Below are 26,690 nucleotides of genomic sequence, written 5' to 3'. Positions count from 1 at the left end.
AACCTCCGTGGTGTCTCCATTTACACTAAGTGTGTCCGGGTATGTACCGCCGTGCCCGAGTAACCCTCTGAGTCAAGGACCGTGATCGACGTGAAGGTCGGCATCCCCCGCGAAGTCAAGAACAACGAGTTCCGCGTGGCCATCACGCCCGCCGGTGTGCATGAGCTCGTCCGCAACGGCCACCAGGTCGTCGTCGAGCAGAACGCCGGCGTCGGGTCCTCGATCACGGACGAGGAGTACGCCGCCGCCGGTGCGCAGATCCTGCCCACTGCCGACGAGGTCTGGGCCACGGCCGACCTGCTGCTGAAGGTCAAGGAGCCGGTTGCCGAGGAGTACCACCGCCTCCGCAAGGACCAGACGCTCTTCACCTACCTGCACCTCGCCGCCTCCCGCGAGTGCACGGACGCACTGCTGGAGTCCGGCACCACCGCCATCGCGTACGAGACCGTCGAGACCGCGAGCCGCGCACTCCCGCTGCTCGCGCCGATGTCCGAGGTCGCGGGCCGCCTGGCACCCCAGGTCGGCGCCTACCACCTGATGCGCTCGGTCGGCGGCCGTGGTGTGCTGCCGGGCGGCGTCCCGGGCACGGCCCCCGGTGAGGCGGTCGTCATCGGCGGCGGCGTCTCCGGCTGGAACGCCACGCAGATCGCCGTCGGGCTCGGCTTCCACGTCACGCTGCTCGACAGGGACATCAACAAGCTGCGCGAGGCCGACAAGGTCTTCGGCACCAAGGTCAAGACCGTCGTCTCCAACGCCTTCGAGCTGGAGAAGGCCGTCATCGAGGCCGACCTCGTCATCGGCGCCGTGCTGATCCCCGGCGCGAAGGCCCCGAAGCTGGTCACCAACGAGCTCGTCGCCAAGATGAAGCCCGGAAGTGTACTTGTCGACATTGCAATCGATCAGGGTGGTTGCTTCGAGGACTCGCACCCGACGACGCACGCCGACCCGACCTTCACGGTCCACAACTCGGTCTTCTACTGCGTCGCCAACATGCCTGGCGCGGTGCCGAACACCTCCACGTACGCGCTCACCAACGCGACGCTGCCGTACATCCTGGAGCTCGCCAACCGCGGCTGGGTCGAGGCGCTGCGCCGCGACGCCGCGCTCGCCAAGGGCCTCAACACCCATGAGGGCCAGGTCGTTTACCGCGAGGTGGCGGAGGCGCACGGCCTGGAGCACGTCGAGCTGAGCACGCTTCTCGGCTGACGAGTCGGCGCATCCCGTCAACCCCGCACGTCCGGCCGGACCTTGCCGAGCAAGGTCCGGCCGGACGTGTGTCGGCCCCTGTGAAGCCTCCGCGCAACTCGCGCTGAATGTAACTCTTTGCCCGTTTCGTACAGTTGTGAAATGTGCGCCGGAGTGACTGCGCACCCTTGACAGGGGGGTGTTCGATTGCCGACACATCGGGCCGGGTCCGGCGGATTGTGTTGCTGCGAACCGGTGACACGCCATAGAGTCGCCAATCGTCGGCATGGTGTCACGCTGACCTATCGATAAGTTTCCTGGTCACGTCCAAGGAGGTAAGACGACTTGTGAATGAGTCGACATTTACTCCCGGGGGTGTTCAACCAGGGATGCCTGCACGGGGCCAGAGCCCGATCGGGCTGGAGGCTGTCGGCTCCGTCGCTGTCCGCACCTTCGCCACCCACCAGCACATGACGACAGCCCCCCAGATGATGGACGGCCTAAACGTGAACGCCATGGCCGGCAACGAGAGTGGCCGAGAGACCGCCCACTTCGCCGACTTCGACGAGGTGCCCCAGGGGCACTTCTACGACCCCGACGCCGAGTACGAGCCCGATCCGGAGTACGCGGCCACCCTCGCGCCCGACGCTGCCCGCCAGCGCCGCGAGCGGATCGGCCCGACCGGCCGGCCCCTGCCCTACTTCCCGATCCCGGGTCCGCTGACCGACCACGGTCCCGCGAAGATCATCGCGATGTGCAACCAGAAGGGCGGCGTCGGCAAGACCACGTCGACCATCAACCTGGGTGCCGCACTCGCGGAGTACGGACGCCGTGTCCTGCTCGTCGACTTCGACCCGCAGGGCGCCCTGTCCGTCGGTCTCGGCGTCAACCCGATGGAGCTCGACCTCACGGTCTACAACCTGCTCATGGAGCGGGGCATGTCGGCCGACGAGGTCCTCCTGAAGACCGCCGTGCCCAACATGGACCTGCTCCCGAGCAACATCGACCTGTCGGCTGCCGAAGTACAGCTGGTCAGCGAGGTGGCCCGGGAGTCCACGCTGCAGCGCGCCCTGAAGCCGCTGATGGCCGACTACGACTACATCGTGATCGACTGTCAGCCCTCGCTGGGCCTGCTCACGGTGAACGCCCTGACGGCCGCTCACAAGGTGATAGTGCCGCTCGAGTGCGAGTTCTTCGCTCTGCGCGGCGTGGCACTGCTCACCGAGACCATCGAGAAGGTCCAGGAGCGGCTCAACCCGGATCTGGAGCTCGACGGCATCCTTGCGACCATGTACGACTCCCGTACGGTGCACAGCCGCGAGGTGCTCGCGCGGGTCGTCGAGGCCTTCGACGAGCACGTCTACCACACGGTGATCGGGCGCACGGTGCGTTTCCCGGAGACCACGGTCGCCGGTGAGCCCATCACCACGTACGCCTCCAACTCGGTCGGTGCCGCCGCCTATCGCCAGCTCGCCAGGGAGGTGCTCGCCCGGTGTCACGCCGAGTGAGTCTGCCCGGGGCCGACGAACTGTTCCGTACCACCGGGGGGATGGGGCTGCAGTCCTCGTCCCCCGCGGACCGGCGGCGCAAGGCGAACGGCGAGGCGCGGGTGCCGGCTCCGGCCGGTGAGAACGAGACTGCGGCGGACAGCTCCGGAGCGACCGGGGGAGCGGCCGAGGCAGGCGCCGTACCCTCCCAGGAGGAGCACGCGCCGGCGGACGCCGACGCGGGGGATTCCCGCAGCCGCGGCGACGACAGCGACCGGGTGGCCGTGGCCGCGCAGACGGCCCGCCGCCCCCCGGCCTCCTCCCCTTCCGCCGCCGCGCAGCAGGAGGCCGTTCCGGCCGTCCAGCAGCAGCGCAGGCGCGGAGGCGGGCGCGGAGCGAACCGGCGGCCCAGCGGCCGGGAACGCCACGACGAGAAGATCACCGTCTATGTCTCCGCCGAGGAACTGATGGACCTCGAGCACGCGCGGCTCGTGCTGCGCGGCGAGCACGGACTCGCCGTCGACCGCGGGCGGATCGTCCGTGAGGCGGTCGCGGTGGTCCTCGCGGACCTGGAGGCGCGGGGCGACGCGAGCATCCTCGTACGGCGGCTGCGCGGCCGCTGACCGGCGGGGCGCCGGTAGCCTGCCCGGAGAGCCGCGCTGCTCGGCGGGCGGACCGTACCGTAGTGGCCACCGCCGACCGGCGGTCCGGCCCGTACTGAACGGGCTGCCGCCCGCCGCCCGTATCCCGCCGCACCCTGGACCTCCATGCCGACGAACGACGAGCCCGCCCGCACGCCCCGGCGACCCCTGGGGCGCGGTCCGGGGGGCCGGCCTGCGCCGGGTGCGGAGGCGCCGTCGGCGACCGGCGGGCCGCGGGAGGCCGGCGCCCCGGCCGTGCCTCTCTCCGTCACCGGGACCACGGAGTCCTCGGCGGTCACATATGGCGACGTGACGTCGGCGCACGGCGACCGGGCGACCGCGGCGGACGGGCACGGCGCCGCGTCCGCCAGAGAGCCTGCGGCGCCCGTAGAACCTGCGGCGCCCACAGAGCCCGCAAAACCCGCAGAGCCCGCAAAACCCGCAGAGCCCGTAGAACCCGCGGCGCCCGTAGAGCCTGCGGCGCCCGCGGAGCCTGCGGAGCCCGCAGAACCCGCGGAGCTGGAGCTGCCGGATCCCGCTGGGCCCGCGGAACCCGCTGAACCCGCGGGCGACGGGCGGTTCACCGTGCGGCTCGCCAACTTCGAGGGACCGTTCGACCTTCTTCTGCAGCTCATCTCCAAGCACAAGCTCGATGTGACCGAAGTCGCTCTCTCCAAAGTCACGGATGAGTTCATGGCCCACATCCGGGCCATGGGGCCGGACTGGGATCTCGACCAGACCACCGAGTTCCTCGTCGTCGCCGCGACCCTGCTCGATCTCAAGGCGGCCCGGCTGCTGCCCGCCGCCGAGGTCGAGGACGAGGCGGATCTCGCGCTGCTCGAAGCGCGCGACCTGCTCTTCGCGCGGCTTCTGCAGTACCGCGCGTACAAACGCATCGCGGAGATCTTCAGCGCCCGGCTCGAGTCGGAGGGACGGCGTTTTCCACGGACCGTCGGGCTGGAGTCGCACCATGCCGAGCTGCTGCCCGAGGTGGTCATCAGCATCGGCGCCGAGGGGTTCGCCAGGCTCGCCGTGAAGGCGATGCAGCCGAAACCCAAGCCGCAGGTGTACGTCGATCACATCCACGCCCCGCTGGTCAGCGTGCGGGAGCAGGCCGAGATCGTGGTGGCGCGGCTGCGGGAGGCGGGGGAGATCAGTTTCCGGCAGCTCACCGAGGACGCCGCGGACACCCTCACCGTCGTCGCCCGGTTCCTCTCGCTGCTGGAGCTGTACCGGGAGAAGGCTGTCACCCTCGACCAGGAGGAGGCGCTCGGCGAGCTCATGGTGTGCTGGGCCGGGGGAGCGGATGCCTCACCGAGGGTGACGGACGAGTTCGACCAGGACGTACAGGAGGACGCAGAGGCATGAGTGAGCGCAGCGAGCAGGACGGCATCGGCGCCACCGTCGCGGATCTCGAGCTCAAGCCCGCCCTGGAGGCGGTCCTGATGGTCGTCGACGAGCCCGCCACCGAGGAACACCTGGCCAAGGTGTTGGAGCGGCCCCGGCGGGCCGTCGCCGATGCGCTGCGGGAACTGGCCGACGAGTACACCGTGCAGCGCCGCGGTTTCGATCTCCGGCTGGTCGCGGGCGGCTGGCGCTTCTACACGCGCCCGGAGTACGCGGAGGCCGTCGAGGGCTTCGTGCTGGACGGCCAGCAGGCCCGGCTCACCCAGGCCGCCCTGGAGACCCTGGCAGTGGTCGCGTACCGGCAGCCGGTCAGCCGCTCACGCGTCTCCGCGGTGCGCGGAGTGAACTGTGACGGCGTGATGCGGACCCTCCTGCAGAGGGGCCTGGTCGAGGAAGCGGGCGCGGAACCCGAAACAGGTGCGATCCTGTACAGGACGACGAACTACTTTCTGGAGCGGATGGGCCTGCGCGGCCTGGATGAGCTCCCGGAGCTCGCGCCCTTCCTCCCCGAGGCGGACGCGATCGAGGCTGAGACGCTAGAGGGTGTGCCGTCGTTCGATCCGGACGCACCGGACACCCCGGATACTCACGCAGACGACAAGACGGAATTTTGATGCGAAGCAGTGGCAGGAACAGCGGAAGCGGCAGCGGCAAGAGCGGCGGCAACCGGAACCCCCGGGGTGGCGGCGCCGGGCGTGACGACAGGCAGGACCAGCGTCCCCGCCGGCCCCGGCCCGAGGAGCGCCGCTACGACGTGGGCGGCACGACCGGTGCCGGTGAGAAGAGCGGCGACGGCCCCCGCAAGGGCCGCGGCGCCGCGGCGCGCGGTGGCGCCAAGGGCGGGCCGAAGACCGCGCAGGGCGGCGGCAGGAGCGGCGGCCCGCGGCGTGGACCGCAGGGCGCCCCGTCCCGTCCGCGCGAGCTCGACGCCAAGATCGAGCAGCGCAACCGGGACAGGTACGCGAACAAGCCCGACATCAAGACGCCCAAGACATTCCCGGGCGCCGAGCAGGAGGGTGAGCGCCTGCAGAAGGTCCTCGCCCGCGCCGGCATGGGCTCGCGCCGCGCGTGCGAGGAGCTGATCGAGCAGTCCCGTGTCGAGGTCAACGGGCAGATCGTCGTCGAGCAGGGCATGCGCGTCGATGTGCACAAGGACGAGATCAAGGTCGACGGTCTGACCGTCGCCGCCCAGTCGTATCTCTTCTTCGCGCTGAACAAGCCCGCCGGTGTCGTCTCCTCGATGGAGGACCCGGACGGCCGCCAGTGCCTCGGCGACTACGTCACCAACCGTGAGACGCGTCTCTTCCACGTCGGCCGGCTGGACACCGAGACCGAGGGCATCATCCTGCTCACCAACCACGGCGAGCTGGCCCACCGTCTCACCCACCCCAAGTACGGCGTGAAGAAGACCTACCTGGCCGCCATCCAGGGACCGCTCCCGCGTGAGCTGGGCAAGCGCCTCAAGGACGGCATCCAGCTGGAGGACGGGTACGCCCGTGCCGACCACTTCCGGGTCGTCGAGAACACCGGCAAGAACTACCTGGTCGAGGTGACCCTCCACGAGGGCCGCAAGCACATCGTCCGCCGCATGCTGGCCGAGGCGGGTTTCCCGGTCGAGCGGCTCGTACGGACGTCCTTCGGGCCGATCCCGCTGGGCGACCAGAAGTCCGGCTGGCTCCGCCGCCTCACCAACACCGAGGTGGGCATGCTGATGCGGGAGGTCGGTCTCTAGTGCCCCTCCCGGCAAGTTTTGCCCCGTCGCGCCGCCCAGTGCGCCCGCTCGCCGCGTTGGCCAAAAGCCCTGGTAGCTCCGCTACGAGGGCTTCCGGCCGCCTTGCGACCGCACGCACTGGACGACGCTCCTCACGGGGCAAACATTGCCGGTCACGGCACTAGCGGCCCCTTCGCCCGCGGCTCCGTCCGCTCTCAGGCCCGCGGCCGGTTCCTTGCTTCGATTTTCGAACAGGAATCGGTCGCGGGCCTTTTGCTGCCATCGTTGAGTCTTTATAGTCAGAGTGACTATTAAGGAGGCGGGTGTGAGTCTCGCGGACATCCTCGATCCCCTGCAGCAACCCTTGGTGACGGTCCTGGACACCCCGGTCAGCTGGACCGAGGTCCTCGGCTTCGGCAGTGGAGCGCTGTGCGTCTGGCTCGTGGCCCGTCAGCACCTCGCCAACTGGCCGATCGGCATCGACAACAACCTCTTCTTCATCCTGCTGTTCACCCAGTCCGGTCTGTACGCCGACGCCGGCCTGCAGATCTTCTTCATCACCCTTGCCGTGTACGGCTGGTGGACCTGGACCCACGGGGGTGGACCGGGTTCGTCCGCCCTGCCGGTGCGCAGTACCACGCGCACCGAATGGGCCTGGCTGTGCGCGGCAGGGGTGGCGGGGACCCTCACCGACCACGACGGCGTCGCCTTCGAGGACGACGGGCTGCGCGACGGCGAGGAGCTGCGGCCCTGGATGACCGACCGGTTCCGGGCCGAACTCACCCGTACCGGAAGGGCGTTCGTCGAGCTGACCGGGACGCATGAGAAGCGCCTGGAGACCGCGCTCACCGCTGTCGACGCCCTGCTCGCCGCAGGCTGGAACTTCGCCGCACCCCTCCCGGAGCGACGATGAGCACCGCCCCGGAGGGCTACGACCCGCATGCCTTCGAGCCGTTCGCCGTCACCGTCGACCTCGCGGTCTTCACGGTCCGCGGCGGACGGCTGCACGTCCTGCTCGTCGAACGCGGAGAGGACCCGTACAAGGGTCACTGGGCGCTGCCGGGCGGCTTCGTCCTGCCCCGTGAGTCCGCCGAGTCCGCCGCCCGCCGGGAGCTCGCGGAGGAGACCGGGCTGACCGAGTCCACCGTCTCCGCCCTCCACCTGGAACAGTTGCGTACCTACAGCGATCCGGACCGCGACCCCAGGATGCGGGTCGTCTCCGTCGCCTACGCCGCGCTCGTCCCCGACCTGCCGGAGCCGCGCGGCGGCGGGGACGCGGCCAATGCCCGCTGGTGGGACGCCGGAGCACTCGGCGCGCTTGCCTTCGACCACGACCGCATCCTCGCCGACGCACACGACAGGATCGGCGCCAAACTCGAATACACGTGTCTTGCCACCGCCTTCTGCCCGGCCGAGTTCACCCTGGGCGAGCTCCAACAGGTGTACGAGACCGTCTGGGGCGTCGAGCTCGACCGACCCAACTTCCGGCGCAAGGTCCTCACCACGCCCGGCTTCGTCCAGGCCGTGGAGGGATCACCGCGCCGCACCGGCGGACGGGGGAAACCGGCCGCCCTGTACCGGGCGGGTGCCGCCACCGCCCTGCACCCTCCACTGCTGCGACCGGAAGGAAGAAGCACATGATCGTGACCAGGACCATCACCAAAGGCGCTGCCACCGGCGCGCTGACCGGGCTCGCGCTCGGTGACGCGCTGGGCTTCCCGACCGAGTTCAACAACGTGCCCTCGATCCTCGCCAAGTGCGGGCCGTGGCGGCAGATGCGGCTGCCGCGTCCCGCGATCGTCTCCGACGACACCCAGATGACGCTGGCCCTTGCGCGGGGCATCCGCACCGCCATGGACCGGGGACTGCTCACCGCGCTGCGGCTGACCCGGCCGGTACGCGAAGAATTCGTCGAGTGGTACCACTCACCGGAGAACAACCGCGCCCCCGGCCGCACCTGCATGACCGCCTGCCGACTGCTCGACAGCGACCGGCTCTGGCAGGAGGCCAGCCAGACCGGCTCCAAGGGCTGCGGCGCCAATATGCGGGTGGCGCCCGTCGGACTCGTACCCGGGCTGAGCGAGGAACAGCGCTCCGGCGCGGCGCAGTTGCAGGCCGCTCTCACGCACGGACATCCCACGGCGCTCGCCGCCTCCGACCTGATGGCGCGCGCGGTGTACCTGCTTGCGCAGGGCGCGGAGCCGGCGGGGCTGATCGGGCAGCTGCGCTCGTACGCGTACGAGAACAGCAGCCGTTACCTCTCGCGCTGGCTCGGCGACCTGTGGCGGTACGCGGGCGACGACTCCGGCGAGAGCTACATCCGGCGTGGCTGGGACGAGTGCCTGACCGCACTGGCCCGAGTGCAGGACGCCCTGCGCGACCCGTCACCGGAGGACGATCCGTGCGAGACGACCGGTGACGGCTGGATCGCCGAGGACGCCCTCGCCACGGCCCTGCACTGCTTCCTGCTGTTCCCCGACGAACCGGTCACCGCCCTGCGCCGGGCCGCCTGCACGCGCGGCGACTCCGACTCGATCGGCTGCCTGACCGGGGCGCTGGCCGGGGCACATCTGGGGGCCGCGGCCTGGCCCAAGGAGTGGTCGGAGCGGATCGAGTACCGCAGCGATCTGCTGTCGCTGGGGGCGCTCTGGGACTCTTGATCCATGCGCACGAAATCGATGCACCTGCACGAGGCCGGGCTGCCGGTCACGGAGTTCGGTCCGGTACTCGCCGAGGAACCCGGTCCGCTGCTGTTCGCCACGGTCTCCGGGGCGCATCTGTACGGGTTTCCGTCCCGGGACTCGGATGTGGACCTGCGGGGGGTTCACCTCCTGCCCGCGGAGGATCTCGTCGGGCTGCGCGAGCCGGAGGAGACACGTTCGCGGATGTGGGACCGGGACGGGATCGAGATGGATCTCGTCACGCACGACCTGCGGAAGTTCGTCCGGCTGATGCTGAAGCCGAACGGATATGTGCTGGAACAGCTGCTCTCGCCGCTGGTGGTGCATACGAGTGAGCTGCATGCGGAACTGATGGAGCTTGCGCCCCGGGTGGTGACCCGCAACCATGCCCACCACTACCGGGGGTTCGCGAAGACGCAGTGGCGGCTGTTCGAGAGCACCCGTGAACTGAAGCCGCTGCTCTACACGTTCCGGGCGCTGCTGACCGGTATCCATCTGATGCGCAGCGGCGAGGTACGGGCGCACCTGCCGACCCTGCTGGGGGAGGTGGCGGCGCCGGGGTATCTGCCGGAGCTGATCGCGGCCAAGGCGGAGGCGGAGCACGGGGGCGCCGGGGGTGTGGACGGCGCGGTGGTGTCCGGTGACGTGAAGGCGTTGCACCGGGTGCTCGACGAGGCGCAGGAGGAGTCGGGGCTGCCGGAGGCGGCCGGGCGTGCGGTGTTCGACGGGCTGCATCAGCTCGTGGTGCGTGCGCGGTTGACCGGGGGCGGGACTCTGTCCTCGGTCTCCCCCTGACCCAAAGAGCATGGAGACCCCCTCGACGGGCCTGAGGGCGGCTCGTCAGCGAGGTGCTGGTCGCACGGGGGTGACCCCGCCGGGGACGGTCCGCTGTGACCCGGTGCCCCTGCGGAGCGTCTCCCCGGGCGACGAACGTCCGGGCGCGACGCGGGGGAGCCCGGGTTCTTCTTCATCGCCCTGCGGGGCTCCCCTGTGCGACCCCGGACCGGCCGTCACGGGGCAGCAGACCGGTGGTGGTTGCGGGCGGGCCCGCTCAGCCGGTGCCGGGTGACAGCGCCGACGTTCGGCGGGTGCGAATCAGGAAGTCCTCCACCCGGGCCCGGTCCGGCTCCGGTGGGAGCGGGGAGCCCGCTGCCGCCTCGTCGTTCTCCTCGGCCAGGCGGGTCATCCGGCGTTCGACCTCCGGCCAGGGAACCTCGCCGCGCTTTACCGCGAGCAGTTCCTCCCTGGCCGCGCCGACGTCGACCGTCAGCTCTCCCGTACGCAGCAGATCCCGGCCGCTCGCCAGCAGCCGCAGCAGATGCATGGCGTGCTTCCAGCGCGGCGCACCGTAACTACGGACATCCGCCTCCAGCTTCCTGCGCTGGCCCAGCGCGTAGCGGACGAAGGTCCGGTGGGCGAGACGGGACAGGAACGCGTCGCGCAGAGAGAGGAGTTCGTGGCCGACGGGGGTGACCCGTTCCACCAGGGGGGAGTGCAGGCACTCCAGGACATTGGGGTTGGCGATCAGCGCCAGTTCGCAGAAGCGCTCCAGTTCCCAGGAGAATTGCTCCTCCGCCGGGCCCTCGACGTGTTTCGGCGGTTTCTCGAACCGCCAGAAGAGGGGGGTCGGCGCCAGAAAGACACCGCGCCGGTCGATGTCACTGCTGTCCGTGGCGAGCCCGAACGCGCGTGAGCCCATCACACAGGAGTAGATCGTGTGGTCGCGTACGAGGGCCGTGGCGTCCGGGGTGGTCATGCAGGTGAGCGTACGTGAGGGCAAATGCGTTGCGGGCAGGGAGCCATGGTGCCGGCATCGGCCGCATGACGATGATCCGAAAGGCCCGGCGCGCACCCCTCCGGTGAGCGCGACGACCCCACCTTCGGGGTACGTTTCGCCGCGGTGGAGCTGCTGTGCGGATGGGCGACCACTGAGGACGGGCGGCCGTTGCTGGTGACCGCGCTCGACGCGCTGGTGGGTCGGGTGCGCTCGGGGAACGAGGAGCGGGCAGCGCTCCGGGTTCTCGACTCGTTGCACCACCGGTACTACGGGCTCCGCCCGATCGGCGCCCTGGACGCCGTCACCGAGGCGCTCCGGGCCGCGGGGCTGACGCACTCCGCCTCCGATGTCGCCGAGGCCGCGCTGCTCGCGGACGCCCGCAGACTGCCCTGACGCGACCGTCCCGGCGGGGGCTTCGGCTCCCGTCGGGACGGCCGGTGTCATACGAGCCGGATGGTGTCACCGGTGACGGTGATCCGTTCGGTGGGCAGCGGGCCCGGCGCGGGACCGGCCACGACCGTCGCGTCCGTGATGCGGTACTTGCTGCCGTGGCAGGGACAGTTGATGGTGCCGTCACTGACCGAGTCGACGGTGCACCCCGCATGGACGCAGATGGCGGAGAAGCCCTTGAACTCGCCCTTCTTGGGCTGGGTCACCACGACCTTCTGCTCCGTGAAGATCGTGCCGCCGCCGACCGGGATGTCCGAGGTCTTGGCGAGAACCGTGCCGCTCGCGGTGGAACCTTTCGGCGCCGTGGTGCTTGCCTTGGTGCTCGGGGTGACGCCCGGTGAGGTCTCCGGTGCGGATACCGTGCTGCCTCCGTCCCCGGACGAGCCGCATGCGGTCACCAGCCCGGCGGCGCCCGCCGCGGCTGCCGTGAGGACCGTCCTTCGTCGTGCGTCCATGGGCTTGCTCCCTGTGTGGTGGCCACGACCGGGTGAGCTGTCTGCTCCCGGCATGGGCATCGTGACCCCGCGGACGCCAAGGGCCTAGCAACCTGGCGGCAGACTCGCCCGAGTGGCAGACGCACCGGTTCTGGCCGACATTGTCGATATTCCATCCCTCTTCCGAGGGGCAGCAGCGCCCCCGTACCGCACGCACCCGCGGCAGGCTCTGCGAGGCGCTCCTCGCAGCCTGCGAGGAACAGCCGCTCGACCGGGTCAGCGTCTCCGACGTGGTCCGCCGGGCCGCAGCCGGCCGGGCCACCTTCTGTCTGGACTGCAGCGATCTGCGTCCCCTGGCCCTGGACGTCTGCGCCGAGACCGCCCGACAGGCGGTCGACGCCCTGCACGCGTGGGACGACGTGCCCCCGGCGCCGAGGCGCCCCGACGGCCTGGTTGCCCTCATGGAAGCCGTCCGCACCCGCGCCGGGGTCTACCGGAGCCTGCTGCGCGCGGGCCGCTCGGCGAGCTGCTGTACGAGGAGCTGCGCCAGTGCGGCATCGGCGAACTCCACTGCCGCCGCCCCCGGAAGCGGCGAGGACCCGATCGCGAGTGCCGTCGCCGGACTGTTCACCGGCGTCCTCGCCGACTGGGTGCACGGCCGGATCGATGCCTGCCCGGCGCAGCCGGCCGGTCGGGTCCGGCGGACTCTGCTCGCCGTGCACGCCACCGCCGCGTCCCGATGACCGCTGTGTCTCACGGACAGAGCACCTCGGTCGTCGGCGGCCCCGCCCCTCTAGGCTGAAAACGCGCAGGTTGGCGCGGAGCAGGCGCGACAACCATGCAGCGGCACGAAGAACAACGGCACGAAGAACAACAGCACGAAGAGTGAGGAGCCAGACGTGGCGGTACGAGCGGTCCGTGGAGCTGTCCAGCTGGACCGGGACGAGGCCGGACACATGGACGAGCGGGTCAGCGGCCTGCTCACCGCCATCCTGGAGCGCAACAGCCTCGTTGCGGACGACCTGATCAGCATCTGGTTCACGGCCACCCCCGATCTGCACAGCGACTTCCCGGCCGCCGCCGCACGCGGCATCGGCATCGTCGACGTACCGCTGATCTGCGCCCAGGAGCTGGACATCGAAGGGGCGATGCCCCGCGTGGTGCGCATCCTCGCCCATGTCGAGACGTACCTCGCCAGGTCCGAGATCACGCACGTCTACCTCGGGGCCACCGCCTCCCTCCGCAAGGACATCGCCCAGTGAGAACCGCCGTCGTCATCGGAACCGGCCTGGTCGGCACCTCCGCAGCCCTCGCCCTTGCCGGGCGCGGCGTCCACGTCCACCTCCTCGACCACGACCCGGCGTCCGCCCGCACCGCGGCCGCGCTCGGCGCCGGTACGGACGAGGCGCCCGAGGGCCGCGTCGACCTGGCGGTCATCGCTGTACCGCCCGCCCATGTGGCCTCGGTGCTCGCCACCGCCATGCGGGACGACATCGCCCGCGGCTACCTCGACGTCGCCAGCGTCAAGGGCGGCCCCCGCCGCGAGCTGGAAGCCCTCGGCGTCGACCTCACGCCGTACATCGGGACGCACCCGATGGCCGGCAAGGAGCGTTCGGGTCCCCTCGCTGCCACCGCCGACCTCTTCGAGGGGCGCCCCTGGGTCCTCACCCCGACCCGCGACACCGACACCGAGGTCCTCAACCTCGCCCTGGAGCTGGTCGCGCTCTGCCGCGCCGTTCCGGTCGTCATGGACGCCGACGCCCACGACCGGGCCGTCGCCCTTGTCTCCCACACCCCGCAGCTGATCTCGTCGATCGTCGCCGCACGCCTGGAGGAGGCCGATGAGACGGCCGTACGCCTCTGTGGCCAGGGCATCAGGGACGTCACCCGGATCGCCGCCTCCGACCCCCGGATGTGGGTGGAGATCCTCTCCGCCAACCCCGGCCCGGTCGCCGATGTGCTCGCCGGGGTCGCCGCCGATCTCGACGAGACGGTACGGGCGCTGCGCAGCCTCCAGACCGGCGACGAAGACAAGCGCCGCGAGGGCACCGACTCCATCGAGGACGTGCTGCGGCGCGGCAACGCGGGCCGGGTCAGGGTGCCCGGGAAGCACGGGGCGGCCCCGGCGTCGTACGAGATCGTGGCCGTGCTCATCAGCGACCGGCCGGGCGAACTGGCCGGGATCTTCGCCGACGCGGGCCGGGCCGGGATCAACGTCGAGGACGTCCGCATCGAGCACGCCACCGGGCAGCAGGCGGGTCTGGTGCAGCTGATGGTCGAGCCGAGCGCGGCCCCCGCACTCGCCGCGGCGTTGCGCGAGCGGGGCTGGTCGATCCGCCAGTAGGTGGTGTCCCGCGCATCACGGCCGGACGCCCCAGGGCCCGCGGCGGCCAGGTCCGGGGGCACTTGTCCACAGGGTGCAAAGGCCCGTCCAGACACTCGGTAACCTTGAGCGGGGCGGGTTCGCGCGTCCCCGTCCCGCCCACCCCGAGTACCAGGAAGGTGTCCACCACCGTGGAAACCGTAAGCGCCGCCGCCCGGACGGCCCCGGCCGCAGTGATCGTTGCCATAGACGGCCCGTCCGGCACGGGTAAGTCGAGCACGTCGAAGGCCGTCGCCGCCCAGCTCGGCCTGAGCTACCTGGACACCGGCGCCCAGTACCGGGCGATCACCTGGTGGATGCTGAACAACGGCATCGACGTGCAGAACGCCGCGGAGGTCGCGACCGCCGCGGACAAGCCGGTCATCGTCTCGGGCACGGACCCGGCCGCCCCGACGATCACGGTCGACGGCGAGGACGCCGCGGGGCCGATCCGTACGCCGGAGGTCACCTCCAAGGTCAGCGCCGTCAGCGCGGTCCCCGAGGTGCGGGCCCGGATCACCGAGCTGCAGCGGTCCATCGCCGCGGGCGCCGAGGTCGGCATCGTCGTCGAGGGCCGTGACATCGGCACGACCGTGCTGCCCGACGCCGACCTCAAGATCTTCCTGACCGCCGCCCCGGAGGCCCGCGCGGCCCGTCGCAGCGGAGAGCTCAAGGGCTCCGATCTCGCCACCACCAAGGAGGCGCTGATCAAGCGGGACACCGCGGACTCCAGCCGGAAGACCTCGCCGCTCGCCAAGGCGGGCGACGCGGTCGAGGTGGACACCACCGAGCTGACCCTGCAGCAGGTCATCGAGTGCGTCGTCACCCTCGTCGAGGAGAAGCGGGCCGCGAAGTGACCCCTGCCACGGGCACGCCCACGCTGCGTGGAGCGGCGGTCGGGCGCGGGATCGGCATCGGGCTGATGTACGGGCTGTGGAAGCCCCGCGTCCTCGGTGCGTGGCGGGTACCCGCCTCCGGACCCGTCATACTCGCGGTGAACCACTCCCACAACATCGACGGGCCGATGCTGATGGGCACCGCGCCACGGCCCGTGCATTTCCTGATCAAGAAAGAGGCGTTCGTCGGCCCCCTCGACCCGTTCCTGCGCGGAATCGGTCAGCTGAAGGTGGACCGTACGAGCGCCGACCGCACCGCCATCACCCACGCCCTCGGCGTGCTGCAGAACGGCGGGGTGCTGGGGATCTTTCCCGAGGGCACCAGGGGTGAAGGAGACTTCGCCTCGCTGCGGGCCGGACTCGCGTACTTCGCGGTTCGCAGCGGGGCGCCGATCGTCCCCGTGGCCGTTCTGGGAAGCACTGAGCGCCGCGGGCGGTTGATATCGGAACTGCCGCCGTTGCGCAGCCGGGTCGATGTCGTCTTCGGCGATGCCTTCGAAGCACAAGAAGGTGCGCCCCGGCGCACCCGGAAGGTGCTGGACGAGGCGACGGTACGGATCCAGGAGCGGCTGACCTCGCACCTGGACAGGGCCAGGCGCTTCACCGGGCGCTAAGTAAGACTTGAGTAGTGGGCCGCGTGATCGTGGTCCATCGATGATGATGCAAAGAGGAACGGACTTCATGAACGACCAGATTCACTCCGGCGGCTCGGACCACGAGCACGGAGCGCTTGGCGACGCCGAGTACGCGGAGTTCATGGAGCTCGCCGCGCAGGAGGGCTTCGACGTCGAGGACGTCGAGGGCGCGATCGACGAGGCCGGTCACGGACCGCTGCCCGTCCTCGCCGTCGTCGGCCGCCCCAATGTCGGCAAGTCGACCCTGGTGAACCGGATCATCGGCCGCCGCGAAGCGGTCGTCGAGGACAAGCCCGGAGTCACCCGGGACCGAGTCACCTATGAGGCCGAATGGGCCGGCCGCCGCTTCAAGGTCGTCGACACCGGCGGCTGGGAGCAGGACGTGCTGGGCATCGACGCCTCCGTCGCCGCCCAGGCCGAGTACGCGATCGAGGCGTCCGACGCGGTCGTCTTCGTCGTCGACTCGACCGTCGGCGCGACCGACACCGACGAGGCCGTCGTCAAGCTGCTGCGCCGGGCCAAGAAGCCTGTCGTCCTGTGCGCCAACAAGGTCGACGGTCAGAGCGGCGAGGCCGACGCCACCGCGCTCTGGTCGCTCGGCCTCGGTGAGCCGCACCCGGTCTCCTCGCTGCACGGCCGCGGCACCGGCGATCTGCTCGACGCCGTCCTCGAAGCACTGCCCGAGGCCCCGGCCCAGCGCTTCGGCACCGCCCTCGGCGGACCGCGCCGCATCGCCCTCATCGGCCGTCCGAACGTCGGCAAGTCCTCGCTGCTGAACAAGGTGGCGAACGAGGACCGGGTCGTCGTCAACGAAATGGCCGGCACCACCCGTGACCCGGTCGACGAGCTGATCGAGCTCGGCGGCATCACCTGGAAGTTCATCGACACGGCCGGCATCCGCCGCCGCGTCCACCTCCAGGAGGGCGCGGACTACTACGCCTCGCTGCGTACCGCGGCAGCCGTCGAGAAGGCCGAGGTCGCCGTCGTCCTGATCGACGCCAGCGAGTCCATCAGTGTGCAGGACCAGCGCATCATCACCATGGCCGTGGAGGCCGGGCGCGCGATGGTGATCGCGTACAACAAGTGGGACACCCTCGACGAGGAGCGCCGCTACTACCTGGAGCGCGAGATCGAGACGGAGCTCGCACAGGTCGCGTGGGCACCGCGGGTCAATGTCTCGGCTGTCACCGGCCGTCACATGGAGAAGCTGGTCCCGGCGATCGAGACCGCGCTCGAAGGCTGGGAGACGCGCGTTCCCACCGGCCGGCTGAACGCCTTCCTCGGTGAGATCGTCGCCTCCCACCCGCACCCGGTCCGTGGCGGAAAGCAGCCCCGCATCCTCTTCGGCACCCAGGCCGGCACCAAGCCGCCGCGCTTCGTGCTCTTCGCCTCCGGGTTCCTGGAGCACGGTTACCGCCGCTTCGTCGAGCGCCGACTGCGCGAGGAGTTCGGCTTCGACGGCACCCCGATCCACATCTCGGTGCGGGTCCGCGAGAAGCGTGGCCGCAAGAAGTGACGCCCGGCCGGCCCGCTGACTGACCGGCCGACTGTCTGTCCGTCCGTCCCGGACATGGCGAAGCCCCGCACCGTTCCTGTTGTGAGCGGTGCGGGGCTTCGTCGTACGGTCAGGCTCCCCCGGAGCCCGGTGGCAGCGCCGCAGGGGTGCTGCGCCCGGCGTGCCGGCCTACCCGCTGCCAGGAGCCGAGGCTTCCGGTGCGCGGCCCCTGACCGGAGGGGCCGGAGGCGCCGCCGGAGTGGCCCGCACGGCCGGAGTGGACGCTCAGCGGGGTGCGGGTGCCGAACAGACCCGTACCGAAGGCCATGAAGGCCAGGCCCTCCTCGCCGCTCCGATCACCTGGCAGCGCCCGGAACGACCGGCGGTACTCGGAGTACAACGCGTCGTAGATCGGGGTGTGGGACTGGCCGCCCGATGGCTCCCGCGACGGGCGCATGGCAGGGATCGGGCTCGGACGCTGGTGGGAGGGGTCGTATGAGTGCACGTACGTGCCAACGACCCCACCGGCCGTCGGATGCGGGCCCGGCGAAGAAATAGCTGTTCGTTCCGGGTGCGAGGAGCGTACGGACATGATCAGGTCCCGGCCAGCGGCATCGCCGCCGCGACCAGGAGGCCGCCGCTCGCGGCCTTCTCCAGTGCGTCGCGCAGCAGGTCCTCGCGGGGCTGCTGGCCGATCGATCCGGCCGGGGCGGCGAAGACGAGAACGGTCCGCGATTTGCTGGCCGCGGTCCGCCAGCCCTCGGTGACCTGCAGCGGGGCGTGCGCCTGCCACCAGGCGACGGGGGCGCCGCCGCCCGTGCCCGGCTGCAGCACGGCGTGCAGCTGGCCCATGGCGAGCAGGATCGACCAGCCGTGCAGCAGGGCGGGCAGCCGACCCATCCGGTGGACCGGCTGGAAGCCCTGCTCCAGCAGGAGCTGCAGGAATTCGTCGCCTCCGCTGCCGTCCGTACCGGGGCGGGCGATCGCGCCTGTCGGTTCGACGACCAGCGCCGGGTGGAGCTCGTCGTCGATCAGGACGAGACCGCTGGTGACGCCGAGGACGGCCTGGCCGGGCATGAGTCCCTCCGGGCCCTCCGGCTCGCTGCCGGTGATGCTGCGCACGGCGCCCTGCAGCTGCTCCTCGGAGACCTGGACGACCTGGGAGGGGATGCAGGTCGCGTGCGCGAAGGCGAGAACGGCGGTCTCGTCGCCGACGAACAGCACCGTGCTGGTGCGCTCCTGCTCGGAATCGCCAGGGGTGCGGCAGGAAGTGCAGTCGTAGCTGCCTGGGGCGTTGTCGCCGACGAGCAACCGATCGGCTTCGGCATCGCCGATCTCGGCGCGTACGTCCTCGCTGACGTCGAGCATGCGCGGCACGGGTGGCTCCTCGAACTCGGTACGTGCGCCGGGCGGTTCCCGGCTCATGAAGAGACAACGGGCAATCCGTGGCCGGGGTCACGCGCGAAAGGGAACGGAATCGAACCGTCCGGCGCAGAGGGTGAATCGAAGCCCCGAAGGGGTTGCTTTCGGTCAATTGTTGCCGATTGGAGGCACATTGGCCTGCCTGGCCCGACGAGCGGTCGGTTCGGCGACAGGTCGACAAATCATGAAATCGGTGAAAACGGGAGTGGCTGGACTGGCGTACCTTCCGGGCGGACCGGATCACCCCCACGCCGCCGCACGGTCCCCGCTTCGTTCCGCGTCGCCCGCCCGCCGAGGACCTGGCCGCCTATGTCTCGAAGGGCGTATCCACCGCTGCGTACGCGACGCATGGGGTGATCCGGCTGAAGGTGCCGGTCGAGCTGGCCGCCGAGCGCATCTCGCCGTCCTCCGGAGTGCTGGAGGCGATCGACGCGGACAGCCGCCTGCTGCGCACCGGCGCGGCGAGCCTCGACGTCCTGGTGATCCACGTCATGCTCATGGGCTTCGACTTCGAGGTCGTCGAACCGCAGGAGCTCACCGATGCGATCAGGGCGGCCCGGGACCGGCTCGCCCGGGCGCTCGGCTGAAGGGACCCGCGGACTTTCGACCGACCGCTCGCCCGGTGTGTCCGGCCGGTGAGGGCAGGCTTGTGTCCGGTATACGTGCGGATGCGGGCGGCGGTTGCGGTCGGATGGTGTGGATATCCCGACCAGAAGATAAGGCTGCCATAAGGAAGCATGAATTCCCGGCGGCGGGCCCGTTTTCGAATGTCTTACGGGAAGGAAATTCTGACCATCGGGTAGGTCGTATTTCCTCTGGTTTGCCGAGACGTTGGTGATCGTCTGTAAGTGTGCATGATTACTGTGCGTCGGCCTGAGAACCGCACGTTCGAGTGAAGCAGTTCGAGTGAAGCGGCTGTCGTGATCCTGTGACACAAGCGTGACCGGCGGCGTACGTGAGGATGCCGTGCCGGGTGCCCGCGTCCGGCTTCCGTACCTGCCCGGGGCCGCCTACGGTGAGTGGCATGGCACCTGTTCCGACCCCTCCCGCCCAGCCCGATGACACGCCCGACGCGTATGTCGGCCTCACCGCAGAAGCCGCCGAGCGGAGGGCCCGTGCCCGCGGCTGGCGCACTGTCAGAGCTCTGCCGCCAGGGGCGATCATCACCATGGAGTACCTGGCCGGGCGGATCAACTTCGAGGTCGACCACGCCGTGGTGACCCGCTGCTGGGTCGGCTGAGACTCCTGTCATGAGCAAGGCCCCGACCGAGGTCGGGGCCTTGACTGTGCGGGGGGAGGCTGTGCGTACCGTCCCCGCACGAGGATGCGGTCCGTCAGCCGCCGGCCACCGGGCGGGCCGGGCTCGTGTTGCCTCGCGGCGTTCGGTCCGCGTGCGGTGGGCGCCGACTGCCGGCCGGGGTGACCGGCGTCCGCTCCGAGCGCACCATGTGCGGCGTGTGGGCCCGCTGCCGGGTCCCCGCCGCCGGAGCGGCAGGAGCCGAGGCGGCCGGGCGGCCGCCTGTGGCGACCGGTTCGAGCACCGGCCTCTCGCCCGCGCCGCCACCACTGTCAGGTTGCGGCAACGGCACGGTCCGGGGCGCACCGGCCGCGACGGGCACCGGGGGAGCGGCCCGGCGACGCGCACGGAACTGCTCGCGCACCGCGAAGATCCAGTCCTCGGTACGGGTGATCAACGGCTCGACCCATGGCAGGCCCAGCAGGATCAGCAGCCCAGCGGCCCAGCCGAGCAGCACATCGCTCAGCCAGTGCGTACCGAGGTAGACGGTCGTGAGCCCGACCCCGAGCGAGACCACCGCCGATACGGCCGACAGGTAGCGTCTGGCCCGCGGCGTAGTGGCCAAGTAGGCGAGGATTCCCCAGGTCACCACAGCGTTGGCGGTGTGGCCGGACGGAAATATATCGCCGCCGGCGAAGAGCTCCGCGGAGCCGATCTGGGTCGCGTAGTGCGGGCCGAGCCGGCCCAGGCCGAGCTTGGCGGCGCCCACGGTCAGATTGAGCAGCAGCAGCGAGGCGCCCAGGGTCAGCAGGGGCCGCAGGGTGTGCTGCCGCCAGGAGCGCCAGCCGAGCCAGCAGGCGACCATCACGGCCGTCGGGCCTCGCTGGCCGAGGACGACGTAGTAGTCGAGGAAGGCATGGATTCCGGGCCACTGCTGGTAGGGCCGGAAGAGCATGACCTTCCAGTCCAGGGACACCAGCCAGGAGCCCATCAGCACGGCAACGACGATGGCGAGATAGAACGCCAACGTCCCGCCGAAGAGAGCGATGCGGTGACGGCTCATCCGCGGTGGCTCTATCTTCGGCGGTTCCGGCTCCCGGTCCAGCCGGGCAAAGATGTCGGTACGCACCCACTCGACGTTACAGCGAGTGAGTGCGTGATCCGGTCGTTCCGGCCGCTTTGTGATGACGATGTGATGTGGACTATGTCTCAGTCGGGTCAATATTCCTGACCCGTCAGTGAATCCCGGTGACCTCGTGCTCTATTTCTTCCGCGCTTATTTCGGAAGGGCGTTTGAGTAGCTCCGAATTAACGGGTGCGGTGCAGGTATCCATTTCTCCGGCCGTGATGGGCGGGTGAACGGACGGTGCCCGGCCGGTCACGGAACGGCCACGCGCCGTTGGCGGGGCCGGTCCGGCGTGGCGTACGCCACACCTGTGACCTGTCGGGGTATGAGATCGACCACGTGTGGCCACGTCGAACTCGCGTACGCTGACGGATCACTCGCCCGTCGATGCCGGGCCTGGAGGGGCAGCGCACGCTGCATCCCCGGTTGGCCTGCCGAGCGCGAGGGACCTTTGGGAGGTACATGCATGTCCGGGACGACCACAGCCCGATTCCGGCTGCGCGCAGCCGCCGACGGTGCCAATCGATGGGTCGTCCTGGTCGTCCTCTGCCTCAGTCTGTTGCTCGTGGCGCTCGACGCGACGGTGCTCCACGTCGCCGTACCCGCCGTCACCGAGGATCTGCGGCCCAGCGCCGTCGGTCTGCTGTGGATCGTGGATGCCTATCCACTGGTCTGCGCCTCGCTGCTGATTCTCTTCGGCACCCTCGGTGACCGGGTCGGCCGCCGCCGCATCCTGCTGATCGGCTACGCGCTCTTCGGTGCCGCCTCCGCGATCGCGGCGATGGCGGACAGTCCCGGCGTGCTGATAGCGGCGCGCGCCCTGCTGGGCGTCGGCGGCGCGATGATCATGCCCGCGACGCTGTCCATCCTCCGCCAGGTCTTCCCCGACCGACGCGAGCGGGCCGTCGCCATCGGGGTGTGGACGGCGGTCGCCGCCGTCGGTGCGGCCACCGGACCGGTCATCGGCGGCTTCCTCGTGGAGCACTTCTGGTGGGGCTCGGTCTTTCTGATCAACATTCCGCTGATGGCGCTGATCCTGCCGGTCGGCCGGCTGCTGCTCCCCGAATCGCGGGGCAGCGACGAGGGCCCCTGGGATGTGCTCGGCGCGCTGATGGCCGCGGCCGGAGTGCTCGGTGTGGTTTTCGGCGTGAAGCGCGCAGGCACCGGCGGGGGCGTCTTCGGCCCCGCCACCCTCGTGCCGCTGCTGCTCGGGGCGGCGCTGCTCGTCGCGTTCGTCCGTCGGCAGAAACGCCGTACGCATCCACTGATCGACATCGCGATGTTCGCGCGGCCCGCGTTCTCCACGGCGGTCGGCTGCATCGTCCTCGCCATGCTGGCCCTGGTCGGTCTGGAACTGATCGCCGTCCAGTATCTGCAGCTGGTCCTGGACCTCAGCCCGCTGGAGACCGGCCTGCGGCTGCTGCCGCTCACCTTCGCAGCGATGGCCGCGGGTGCGACCGGCTCGTACACCCTGCGCCGGATCGGACCGCGCCGGATGGTCGGCTGGGGCTTCGTGCTCACCGCCGCCTCGGTGCTGATCCTGACCCTGATGGGGCAGCACGACCGGCCCGCCCTGCTGACCGTGGCGTTCGTCGTGCTCGGCTTCGGGCTCCAGTCCACGCTCTTCGGGGCGTACGAATCGATGCTCAGCGAGGCCCCGGCGGACCGGGCGGGTGGCGCGGCGGCCATCGGCGAAACCTCGTACCAGTTGGGTGCGGGCATGGGGATCGCCCTGCTGGGCAGTGTCATGAACGCCGCCTACGCGCCCGGACTGGCCAAGCTCCCCGCAGCGGGGGTCCCCGCCGAGGCGTCCGCCGCCGCCTCCCACTCACTGGGTGAGGCGTATCAGGTCGCCGCTCAGCTGGGCGGTCCGCTGGGCGGGGTGCTGCGGAGCACGGCCCGGCATGCCTTCATCCACGGGCTGCATGTCACGCTGCTGGTCAGTGCCGGTCTGCTGCTGCTGGGCGCGCTCGCCGCGCTGCGACTGCCGCGGGTGATGGAGTGCCCGCCGGTGGAGATCTGCGAACCCCGCGAGGCCGCCCGGGCGACCGTCGCCGTGGAGTCGCGAGGGCCCCGCGCGTTCCCCGCTCCCCAGGGTGCGCCGGTCCAGGGCCTGCCGAAAGGACCCCCTTCGGCGCCTGCCCGGCGGCAACCCGCCGAGGCCACCGGCTCTGGACGCGCGGCACACTGAGCCGTAACGTCAGCACGACGCCATAACTAACACTGCTAGTTTTAGTATCGTGCGAGCCGCCGGAGGCACCCTCATGTCCACCCCATCTCCCGCGAAGCCGTCGAAGCTCCCGCCCTTCGACCCCGGCGACCCGATCGGCATCGACGATCTGCTCAGCCCCGAGGACCTCGCGATCCGGTCCATCGTCCGCGCCTGGGCCGCCGACCGGATCCTGCCGCACATTGCCGAGTGGTACGAGAACGGTGAGCTGCCCGGCATCCGCGAGCTCGCCCGCGAACTCGGTTCGATCGGCGCCCTCGGCATGTCCCTGCAGGGATACGGCTGCGCGGGCGCCACCGCCGTCCAGTACGGACTGGCCTGCCTGGAGCTCGAAGCGGCGGACTCGGGGATCCGCTCCCTCGTCTCCGTGCAGGGCTCCCTCGCGATGTACGCCATCCACCGCTTCGGCTCCGAGGAGCAGAAGCAGCAGTGGCTGCCGGGCATGGCGGCCGGCGAGATCATCGGCTGCTTCGGGCTCACCGAGCCGGACCACGGCTCCGACCCGGCCGGGATGCGGACGCACGCCAAGCGCGACGGCGGGGGAGACTGGGTGCTCAGCGGCCGCAAGATGTGGATCACCAACGGCTCGGTGGCCGGGGTCGCCGTCGTCTGGGCGCAGACCGACGAGGGCGGCAGCGGCAGCGGCATCCGCGGATTCGTCGTGCCGACGGACACCCCCGGCTTCTCCGCGCCCGAGATCAAGCACAAGTGGTCGCTGCGTGCCTCGGTCACCAGCGAGCTGGTCCTCGACGAGGTACGGCTGCCCGCCGACGCCGTACTCCCCGGGGTCACCGGCCTGCGCGGACCGCTCAGCTGTCTCAGCCATGCCCGCTACGGCATCGTCTGGGGAGCCATGGGCGCGGCGCGTGCCAGCTTCGAGGCAGCGGTCGACTACGCGAAGACCCGGGAACAGTTCGGCAAGCCGATCGGCGGTTTCCAGCTCACTCAGGCCAAGCTCGCGGACATGGCCGTCGAACTGCACAAGGGCATCCTGCTCGCCCACCATCTGGGCCGCCGGCTGGACGCGGGCAGGCTCCGCCCGGAACAGGTCAGTTTCGGAAAGCTCAACAATGTGCGGGAGGCCATCGAGATCTGCCGCACCTCGCGCACGATCCTCGGCGCCAACGGGATCTCGCTCGAATACCCGGTGATGCGGCATGCGACGAATCTGGAGTCGGTGCTCACGTACGAGGGCACCGTGGAGATGCACCAGCTGGTGCTGGGCAAGGCGCTCACCGGCCTGGACGCATTCCGGTAGAACGGGACGCCGGCCGGACCGATCCGGCGAGCGCCCTGCTCAGCTCTGGTTGAAGAAGCCGTCGGCCGGCCGGCCGACGGCTTCGCCGTTGAGCACCCGGGTGTCGGCCGGGGTCAGCAGGAAGACCCGGGTGGCCACGCGGTCGATCGAACCGCGCAGCCCGAAGATCAGCCCCGCGGCGAAGTCCACGACACGCTTCGCGTCGGCAGGGTCCATGGCCGTGAGGTTGATGATCACCGGGACGCCGTCCCGGAAGAGCTCGCCGATCGCGCGCGCGTCCCGGAAGCTGTCCGGGGTGACGGTGGCGATCCGGCGGCCCGTCTCCTCGGCCGCCTCGGAGACCACCTGCACCCGTGGGTCGGTCACCCAGGCATTGCCGGTCCCGGTCCGTGCACCCTCGGCGTACTCGTCGTCGTCGTAGTAACGCTCGTCGTTGTCCTCTACGAGGCCCAGCCAGGCACTCGCCTTGCGCACCGATCCCATGGACGCCTCCTCTCACCGCGGTTCCTTGGTGTTCCGCATCTCTTTCGTATCCCTATGGTCGACCATGATGCGGATCGTGCGCCAAGTGGATAGTCGGCATGCAGGCGATTCGTGACGCTACTGGTGCAAAAGATGTGGCGATTCGTCATGGTTCCTCCCGCATGGGACCCCTGGGAAAAGAAAATATGATGCCCCGGTCCGTACGGGTGACATGAGGGACGTACGGGTGAACGGATCACTCGATACGATGCCTGTCGCGCACCCGCACGAGCGCTGCGCATGACTGAACGGCTCTCGGGGGATTGTCGTGTTCGGAATAGTCAGGCCCTGCACCCATCGGTTGTCCGACGGACTCAAGACCGCGTGGATGGCCCATCTCTGCGGGCTCTGTCTCGCACTTCGCTCGGACCACGGCCAGTTCGCCCGGGTCGTCACGAACTACGACGGCCTGATCGTCTCGGTCCTGACGGAAGCTCAGGCGGAGCGCACCACGGGCCGGTGGCGCACCGCGGGTCCTTGCCCGCTGCGCGCCATGCGGACCGCGCCGGTCGCCCGCGGCGAAGGGGCCAGGCTCGCGGCCGCCGTCTCGCTGGTGCTGGCCTCGGCTAAGGTACGGGACCACGTCGCCGACCGGGACGGGCTGTTGAAGCGCCGCCCGGTAGCCGCGGCCGCCCGCCGGGCCGCCGCGGGCTGGGACAGGGCCGGGGCGCGCACCGGTGCCCAGCTGGGCTTCGACACCGCGGTCCTCGTCGACGCCGTCGACCGGCAGACCGGCATCGAGCGACTCGCGGGGCTCGGTACCCCGCTGCTGACGGTCACCGAGCCCACCGAGACGGCCACCGCGGCGGCCTTCGCCCACACCGCCGTACTCGCGGGCAAGCCGCAGAACGCCGAGCCGCTCGCCGAGGCCGGGCGGCTCTTCGGGCGGCTGGCCCATCTGCTGGATGCCGTGGAGGACCAGGAAGCTGACGCGGCGTCGGGCGCCTGGAACCCGCTCACCGCCACCGGTACCTCGCGCGCCGAGGCCCGGCGGCTGTGCGACGACGCGCTGCGCGGCGTACGGTTGGCGCTGCGTGACGCCGAATTCACCGACGACAAGCTGGCGCATGTGCTGCTCGTGCATGAACTGCGCCGATCGGTGGACCGCGCGTTCGCCACGCAGACGTGCTCCCACCAGGCGGATGCGCACCGGGCCGGTGGACACGGCGTCATCGGGTCCTTCGGGGCGCCGCCCGGCAGTCCGTACGCACCGAACACCCCTGGCAGCCCGTTCGGCCCGCCGTCGCCCCCGCCGGAACCGCCGCGCGACCGGCGCGGGCTGATCACGGGCTGTCTGGTGTGGGCGGGACTCGCCTGCACCTGCCAGATGTGCTGCGGGACCTTCGAGGACCCGTGGAGCCGTCAGCGCCGCGAGGGGCTGTGCAGCCGATGCGACTGCTGCGATGCCTGCGACTGCTGCAGCAACTGCGGTGACTGCTGCAGCAGCTGCGACTGCGGGTGCGACTGCTGAGCCACGGTTCTGGCGCGGGTCAGCAGCCCCGGGGTCACTTGATCTCGGGCGGCGAGATCTGCGAGGTCTCGATCGCCGACGCGCCGATGCCCCACTTCTTGCGGAACCGGATCGACCACTGACGCACCACCGCACCCGATCGGTTCAGGCCCCGGCGGCCCGCGCGCTGCCGGGGCCTTCGCGGGCGAGCGGCGGTACGGATGGCCGGCCCGTTCCGCCGAGTTCAGGCCAAAGGGCCCTCTTGCGCATGGAGTTGACGCCTT

The 26,690-nt window shown here is 70.5% G+C and carries 27 protein-coding genes and 1 pseudogene; 22 read left to right on the top strand and 6 right to left on the bottom strand.

All coding sequences use genetic code 11. The features are described 5' to 3' along the window. Window positions 1-90: 90 nt before the first annotated feature. The 10 genes from ald to ACGFSA_RS23720 all read left to right on the top strand — a co-directional run bounded on the left by ald (window position 91) and on the right by ACGFSA_RS23720 (window position 9,907). A complete protein-coding gene (gene ald / locus ACGFSA_RS23765; RefSeq protein ID WP_393307338.1) occupies window positions 91-1,206 on the top strand; it encodes an alanine dehydrogenase in 1,116 nt (371 codons plus the stop codon). A 368-nt stretch (window positions 1,207-1,574) separates the two neighbouring features. Further along, a complete protein-coding gene (locus ACGFSA_RS23760) occupies window positions 1,575-2,693 on the top strand; it encodes a ParA family protein (protein WP_393307302.1) in 1,119 nt (372 codons plus the stop codon). Then, window positions 2,690-3,295 (top strand): hypothetical protein, encoded by a 606-nt coding sequence (locus ACGFSA_RS23755; RefSeq protein ID WP_393307300.1) that lies wholly within the window; start codon window positions 2,690-2,692, stop codon window positions 3,293-3,295. The genes ACGFSA_RS23760 and ACGFSA_RS23755 overlap by 4 nt, the downstream gene beginning before the upstream one ends. Window positions 3,296-3,439: 144 nt before the next feature. Continuing rightward, complete coding sequence (locus ACGFSA_RS23750) at window positions 3,440-4,681, top strand: segregation and condensation protein A (RefSeq protein ID WP_393307298.1); 1,242 nt, start codon at window positions 3,440-3,442, stop codon at window positions 4,679-4,681. Then, window positions 4,678-5,334, top strand: a complete 657-nt coding sequence (gene scpB / locus ACGFSA_RS23745; RefSeq protein WP_393307296.1) for an SMC-Scp complex subunit ScpB — start codon at window positions 4,678-4,680, stop codon at window positions 5,332-5,334. The genes ACGFSA_RS23750 and scpB overlap by 4 nt, the downstream gene beginning before the upstream one ends. Next, a complete protein-coding gene (locus ACGFSA_RS23740) occupies window positions 5,334-6,452 on the top strand; it encodes a pseudouridine synthase (protein WP_393307294.1) in 1,119 nt (372 codons plus the stop codon). Before scpB ends, ACGFSA_RS23740 begins: the two co-directional genes overlap by 1 nt. A 283-nt stretch (window positions 6,453-6,735) precedes the next feature. Continuing rightward, complete coding sequence (pnuC, locus tag ACGFSA_RS23735; RefSeq protein ID WP_393307292.1) at window positions 6,736-7,344, top strand: nicotinamide riboside transporter PnuC; 609 nt, start codon at window positions 6,736-6,738, stop codon at window positions 7,342-7,344. Continuing rightward, window positions 7,341-8,072, top strand: a complete 732-nt coding sequence (locus tag ACGFSA_RS23730; RefSeq protein ID WP_266987277.1) for an NUDIX domain-containing protein — start codon at window positions 7,341-7,343, stop codon at window positions 8,070-8,072. Before pnuC ends, ACGFSA_RS23730 begins: the two co-directional genes overlap by 4 nt. Next, window positions 8,069-9,091 carry an ADP-ribosylglycohydrolase family protein gene (locus tag ACGFSA_RS23725; RefSeq protein WP_393307289.1) on the top strand — a complete coding sequence of 341 codons (1,023 nt, stop codon included), beginning with the start codon at window positions 8,069-8,071 and terminating at the stop codon, window positions 9,089-9,091. The genes ACGFSA_RS23730 and ACGFSA_RS23725 overlap by 4 nt, the downstream gene beginning before the upstream one ends. A 3-nt stretch (window positions 9,092-9,094) precedes the next feature. Next, the gene (locus ACGFSA_RS23720) at window positions 9,095-9,907 is read left to right on the top strand and encodes a DNA polymerase beta superfamily protein (RefSeq protein ID WP_393307287.1); all 813 of its coding nucleotides are present in this window, start codon (window positions 9,095-9,097) and stop codon (window positions 9,905-9,907) included. 256 nt (window positions 9,908-10,163) lie between these two features. On the opposite strand, the gene ACGFSA_RS23715 is transcribed toward ACGFSA_RS23720, so the two are convergent. After that, window positions 10,164-10,868 (bottom strand): DNA polymerase beta superfamily protein, encoded by a 705-nt coding sequence (locus tag ACGFSA_RS23715; protein ID WP_393307285.1) that lies wholly within the window; start codon window positions 10,866-10,868, stop codon window positions 10,164-10,166. 144 nt (window positions 10,869-11,012) lie between these two features. Between ACGFSA_RS23715 and ACGFSA_RS23710 the strand changes: the two genes are divergently transcribed. Further along, window positions 11,013-11,282 (top strand): hypothetical protein, encoded by a 270-nt coding sequence (locus ACGFSA_RS23710; RefSeq protein WP_393307283.1) that lies wholly within the window; start codon window positions 11,013-11,015, stop codon window positions 11,280-11,282. Window positions 11,283-11,329: 47 nt separating this feature from the next. On the opposite strand, the gene ACGFSA_RS23705 is transcribed toward ACGFSA_RS23710, so the two are convergent. Then, a complete protein-coding gene (locus ACGFSA_RS23705; RefSeq protein WP_393307281.1) occupies window positions 11,330-11,794 on the bottom strand; it encodes a Rieske (2Fe-2S) protein in 465 nt (154 codons plus the stop codon). A 140-nt stretch (window positions 11,795-11,934) separates the two neighbouring features. On the opposite strand from ACGFSA_RS23705, the gene ACGFSA_RS23700 reads away from it, so the two are divergent. The 6 genes from ACGFSA_RS23700 (at window position 11,935) to der (ending at window position 17,182) form a co-directional block, all read left to right on the top strand. Then, on the top strand, window positions 11,935-12,516 hold the full coding sequence (locus ACGFSA_RS23700; protein WP_393307279.1) for a TetR/AcrR family transcriptional regulator: 582 nt from the start codon (window positions 11,935-11,937) through the stop codon (window positions 12,514-12,516). 156 nt (window positions 12,517-12,672) lie between these two features. Then, window positions 12,673-13,035, top strand: coding sequence for a chorismate mutase (aroH, locus tag ACGFSA_RS23695; protein WP_393307276.1), 363 nt, complete (start codon window positions 12,673-12,675; stop codon window positions 13,033-13,035). Beyond that, window positions 13,032-14,117 carry a prephenate dehydrogenase gene (locus ACGFSA_RS23690; RefSeq protein WP_393307274.1) on the top strand — a complete coding sequence of 362 codons (1,086 nt, stop codon included), beginning with the start codon at window positions 13,032-13,034 and terminating at the stop codon, window positions 14,115-14,117. Before aroH ends, ACGFSA_RS23690 begins: the two co-directional genes overlap by 4 nt. Window positions 14,118-14,275: 158 nt before the next feature. Beyond that, entirely contained in the window at window positions 14,276-14,992 is a 717-nt protein-coding gene (gene cmk / locus ACGFSA_RS23685; protein WP_393307272.1) for a (d)CMP kinase, read from the top strand. Next, a complete protein-coding gene (locus ACGFSA_RS23680; RefSeq protein ID WP_393307270.1) occupies window positions 14,989-15,645 on the top strand; it encodes a lysophospholipid acyltransferase family protein in 657 nt (218 codons plus the stop codon). Before cmk ends, ACGFSA_RS23680 begins: the two co-directional genes overlap by 4 nt. 67 nt (window positions 15,646-15,712) lie before the next feature. After that, window positions 15,713-17,182 (top strand): ribosome biogenesis GTPase Der, encoded by a 1,470-nt coding sequence (gene der / locus ACGFSA_RS23675; protein WP_358858151.1) that lies wholly within the window; start codon window positions 15,713-15,715, stop codon window positions 17,180-17,182. 109 nt (window positions 17,183-17,291) lie between these two features. Here the strand turns inward: der and ACGFSA_RS23670 are convergent, their stop codons facing one another. Together ACGFSA_RS23670 and ACGFSA_RS23665 are read right to left on the bottom strand one after the other, a co-directional pair. Beyond that, a complete protein-coding gene (locus ACGFSA_RS23670; RefSeq protein WP_393307268.1) occupies window positions 17,292-17,618 on the bottom strand; it encodes a hypothetical protein in 327 nt (108 codons plus the stop codon). A 137-nt stretch (window positions 17,619-17,755) separates the two neighbouring features. Next, window positions 17,756-18,538: a hypothetical protein gene (locus ACGFSA_RS23665; protein WP_393307266.1), complete on the bottom strand. Its 783-nt coding sequence runs from the start codon at window positions 18,536-18,538 to the stop codon at window positions 17,756-17,758. A 257-nt stretch (window positions 18,539-18,795) separates the two neighbouring features. Between ACGFSA_RS23665 and ACGFSA_RS23660 the strand changes: the two are divergent. Both ACGFSA_RS23660 and ACGFSA_RS23655 read left to right on the top strand, forming a co-directional pair. Further along, window positions 18,796-19,170: pseudogene (locus tag ACGFSA_RS23660) on the top strand (WYL domain-containing protein); the annotation flags it as partial. Window positions 19,171-19,607: 437 nt separating this feature from the next. Further along, window positions 19,608-19,823: an I78 family peptidase inhibitor gene (locus tag ACGFSA_RS23655; protein WP_393307264.1), complete on the top strand. Its 216-nt coding sequence runs from the start codon at window positions 19,608-19,610 to the stop codon at window positions 19,821-19,823. Between the two features lie 94 nt (window positions 19,824-19,917). On the opposite strand, the gene ACGFSA_RS23650 is transcribed toward ACGFSA_RS23655, so the two are convergent. After that, window positions 19,918-20,949, bottom strand: a complete 1,032-nt coding sequence (locus ACGFSA_RS23650; protein WP_393307262.1) for a phosphatase PAP2 family protein — start codon at window positions 20,947-20,949, stop codon at window positions 19,918-19,920. 463 nt (window positions 20,950-21,412) lie between these two features. Between ACGFSA_RS23650 and ACGFSA_RS23645 the strand changes: the two genes are divergently transcribed. Continuing rightward, window positions 21,413-23,137, top strand: a complete 1,725-nt coding sequence (locus ACGFSA_RS23645; RefSeq protein ID WP_393307260.1) for an MFS transporter — start codon at window positions 21,413-21,415, stop codon at window positions 23,135-23,137. A 73-nt stretch (window positions 23,138-23,210) separates the two neighbouring features. Further along, on the top strand, window positions 23,211-24,434 hold the full coding sequence (locus ACGFSA_RS23640) for an acyl-CoA dehydrogenase family protein (RefSeq protein ID WP_393307258.1): 1,224 nt from the start codon (window positions 23,211-23,213) through the stop codon (window positions 24,432-24,434). Between the two features lie 39 nt (window positions 24,435-24,473). Here the strand turns inward: ACGFSA_RS23640 and ACGFSA_RS23635 are convergent, their stop codons facing one another. Further along, complete coding sequence (locus ACGFSA_RS23635; RefSeq protein WP_327247169.1) at window positions 24,474-24,917, bottom strand: cell division protein SepF; 444 nt, start codon at window positions 24,915-24,917, stop codon at window positions 24,474-24,476. A gap of 307 nt (window positions 24,918-25,224) precedes the next feature. On the opposite strand from ACGFSA_RS23635, the gene ACGFSA_RS23630 reads away from it, so the two are divergent. Then, window positions 25,225-26,427, top strand: coding sequence for a DUF5685 family protein (locus ACGFSA_RS23630; RefSeq protein ID WP_393307255.1), 1,203 nt, complete (start codon window positions 25,225-25,227; stop codon window positions 26,425-26,427). Window positions 26,428-26,690 lie beyond the last annotated feature (263 nt).

This window comes from Streptomyces sp. NPDC048496 (assembly GCF_043200055.1).
Classification (GTDB): domain Bacteria; phylum Actinomycetota; class Actinomycetes; order Streptomycetales; family Streptomycetaceae; genus Streptomyces.
Note: the sequence above shows the minus strand (reverse complement) of the source record. Positions and strands in the feature narration are given on the sequence as shown.

What these genes read in the sequence shown, in the direction of transcription:
- ACGFSA_RS23760 (WP_393307302.1), top strand. Translation starts at nt 1,575, where the DNA reads ATGCCTGCACGGGGCCAGAGCCCGATCGGGCTGGAGGCTGTCGGCTCC.
- ACGFSA_RS23635 (WP_327247169.1), bottom strand. Translation starts at nt 24,917, where the DNA reads ATGGGATCGGTGCGCAAGGCGAGTGCCTGGCTGGGCCTCGTAGAGGAC.
- ACGFSA_RS23715 (WP_393307285.1), bottom strand. Translation starts at nt 10,868, where the DNA reads ATGACCACCCCGGACGCCACGGCCCTCGTACGCGACCACACGATCTAC.
- ACGFSA_RS23720 (WP_393307287.1), top strand. Translation starts at nt 9,095, where the DNA reads ATGCGCACGAAATCGATGCACCTGCACGAGGCCGGGCTGCCGGTCACG.
- ACGFSA_RS23705 (WP_393307281.1), bottom strand. Translation starts at nt 11,794, where the DNA reads ATGGACGCACGACGAAGGACGGTCCTCACGGCAGCCGCGGCGGGCGCC.
- ACGFSA_RS23725 (WP_393307289.1), top strand. Translation starts at nt 8,069, where the DNA reads ATGATCGTGACCAGGACCATCACCAAAGGCGCTGCCACCGGCGCGCTG.
- ACGFSA_RS23750 (WP_393307298.1), top strand. Translation starts at nt 3,440, where the DNA reads ATGCCGACGAACGACGAGCCCGCCCGCACGCCCCGGCGACCCCTGGGG.
- ACGFSA_RS23670 (WP_393307268.1), bottom strand. Translation starts at nt 17,618, where the DNA reads ATGCGCCCGTCGCGGGAGCCATCGGGCGGCCAGTCCCACACCCCGATC.
- ACGFSA_RS23740 (WP_393307294.1), top strand. Translation starts at nt 5,334, where the DNA reads ATGCGAAGCAGTGGCAGGAACAGCGGAAGCGGCAGCGGCAAGAGCGGC.
- ACGFSA_RS23640 (WP_393307258.1), top strand. Translation starts at nt 23,211, where the DNA reads ATGTCCACCCCATCTCCCGCGAAGCCGTCGAAGCTCCCGCCCTTCGAC.
- scpB (WP_393307296.1), top strand. Translation starts at nt 4,678, where the DNA reads ATGAGTGAGCGCAGCGAGCAGGACGGCATCGGCGCCACCGTCGCGGAT.
- ACGFSA_RS23655 (WP_393307264.1), top strand. Translation starts at nt 19,608, where the DNA reads ATGGCACCTGTTCCGACCCCTCCCGCCCAGCCCGATGACACGCCCGAC.
- ACGFSA_RS23645 (WP_393307260.1), top strand. Translation starts at nt 21,413, where the DNA reads ATGTCCGGGACGACCACAGCCCGATTCCGGCTGCGCGCAGCCGCCGAC.
- ACGFSA_RS23730 (WP_266987277.1), top strand. Translation starts at nt 7,341, where the DNA reads ATGAGCACCGCCCCGGAGGGCTACGACCCGCATGCCTTCGAGCCGTTC.
- der (WP_358858151.1), top strand. Translation starts at nt 15,713, where the DNA reads ATGAACGACCAGATTCACTCCGGCGGCTCGGACCACGAGCACGGAGCG.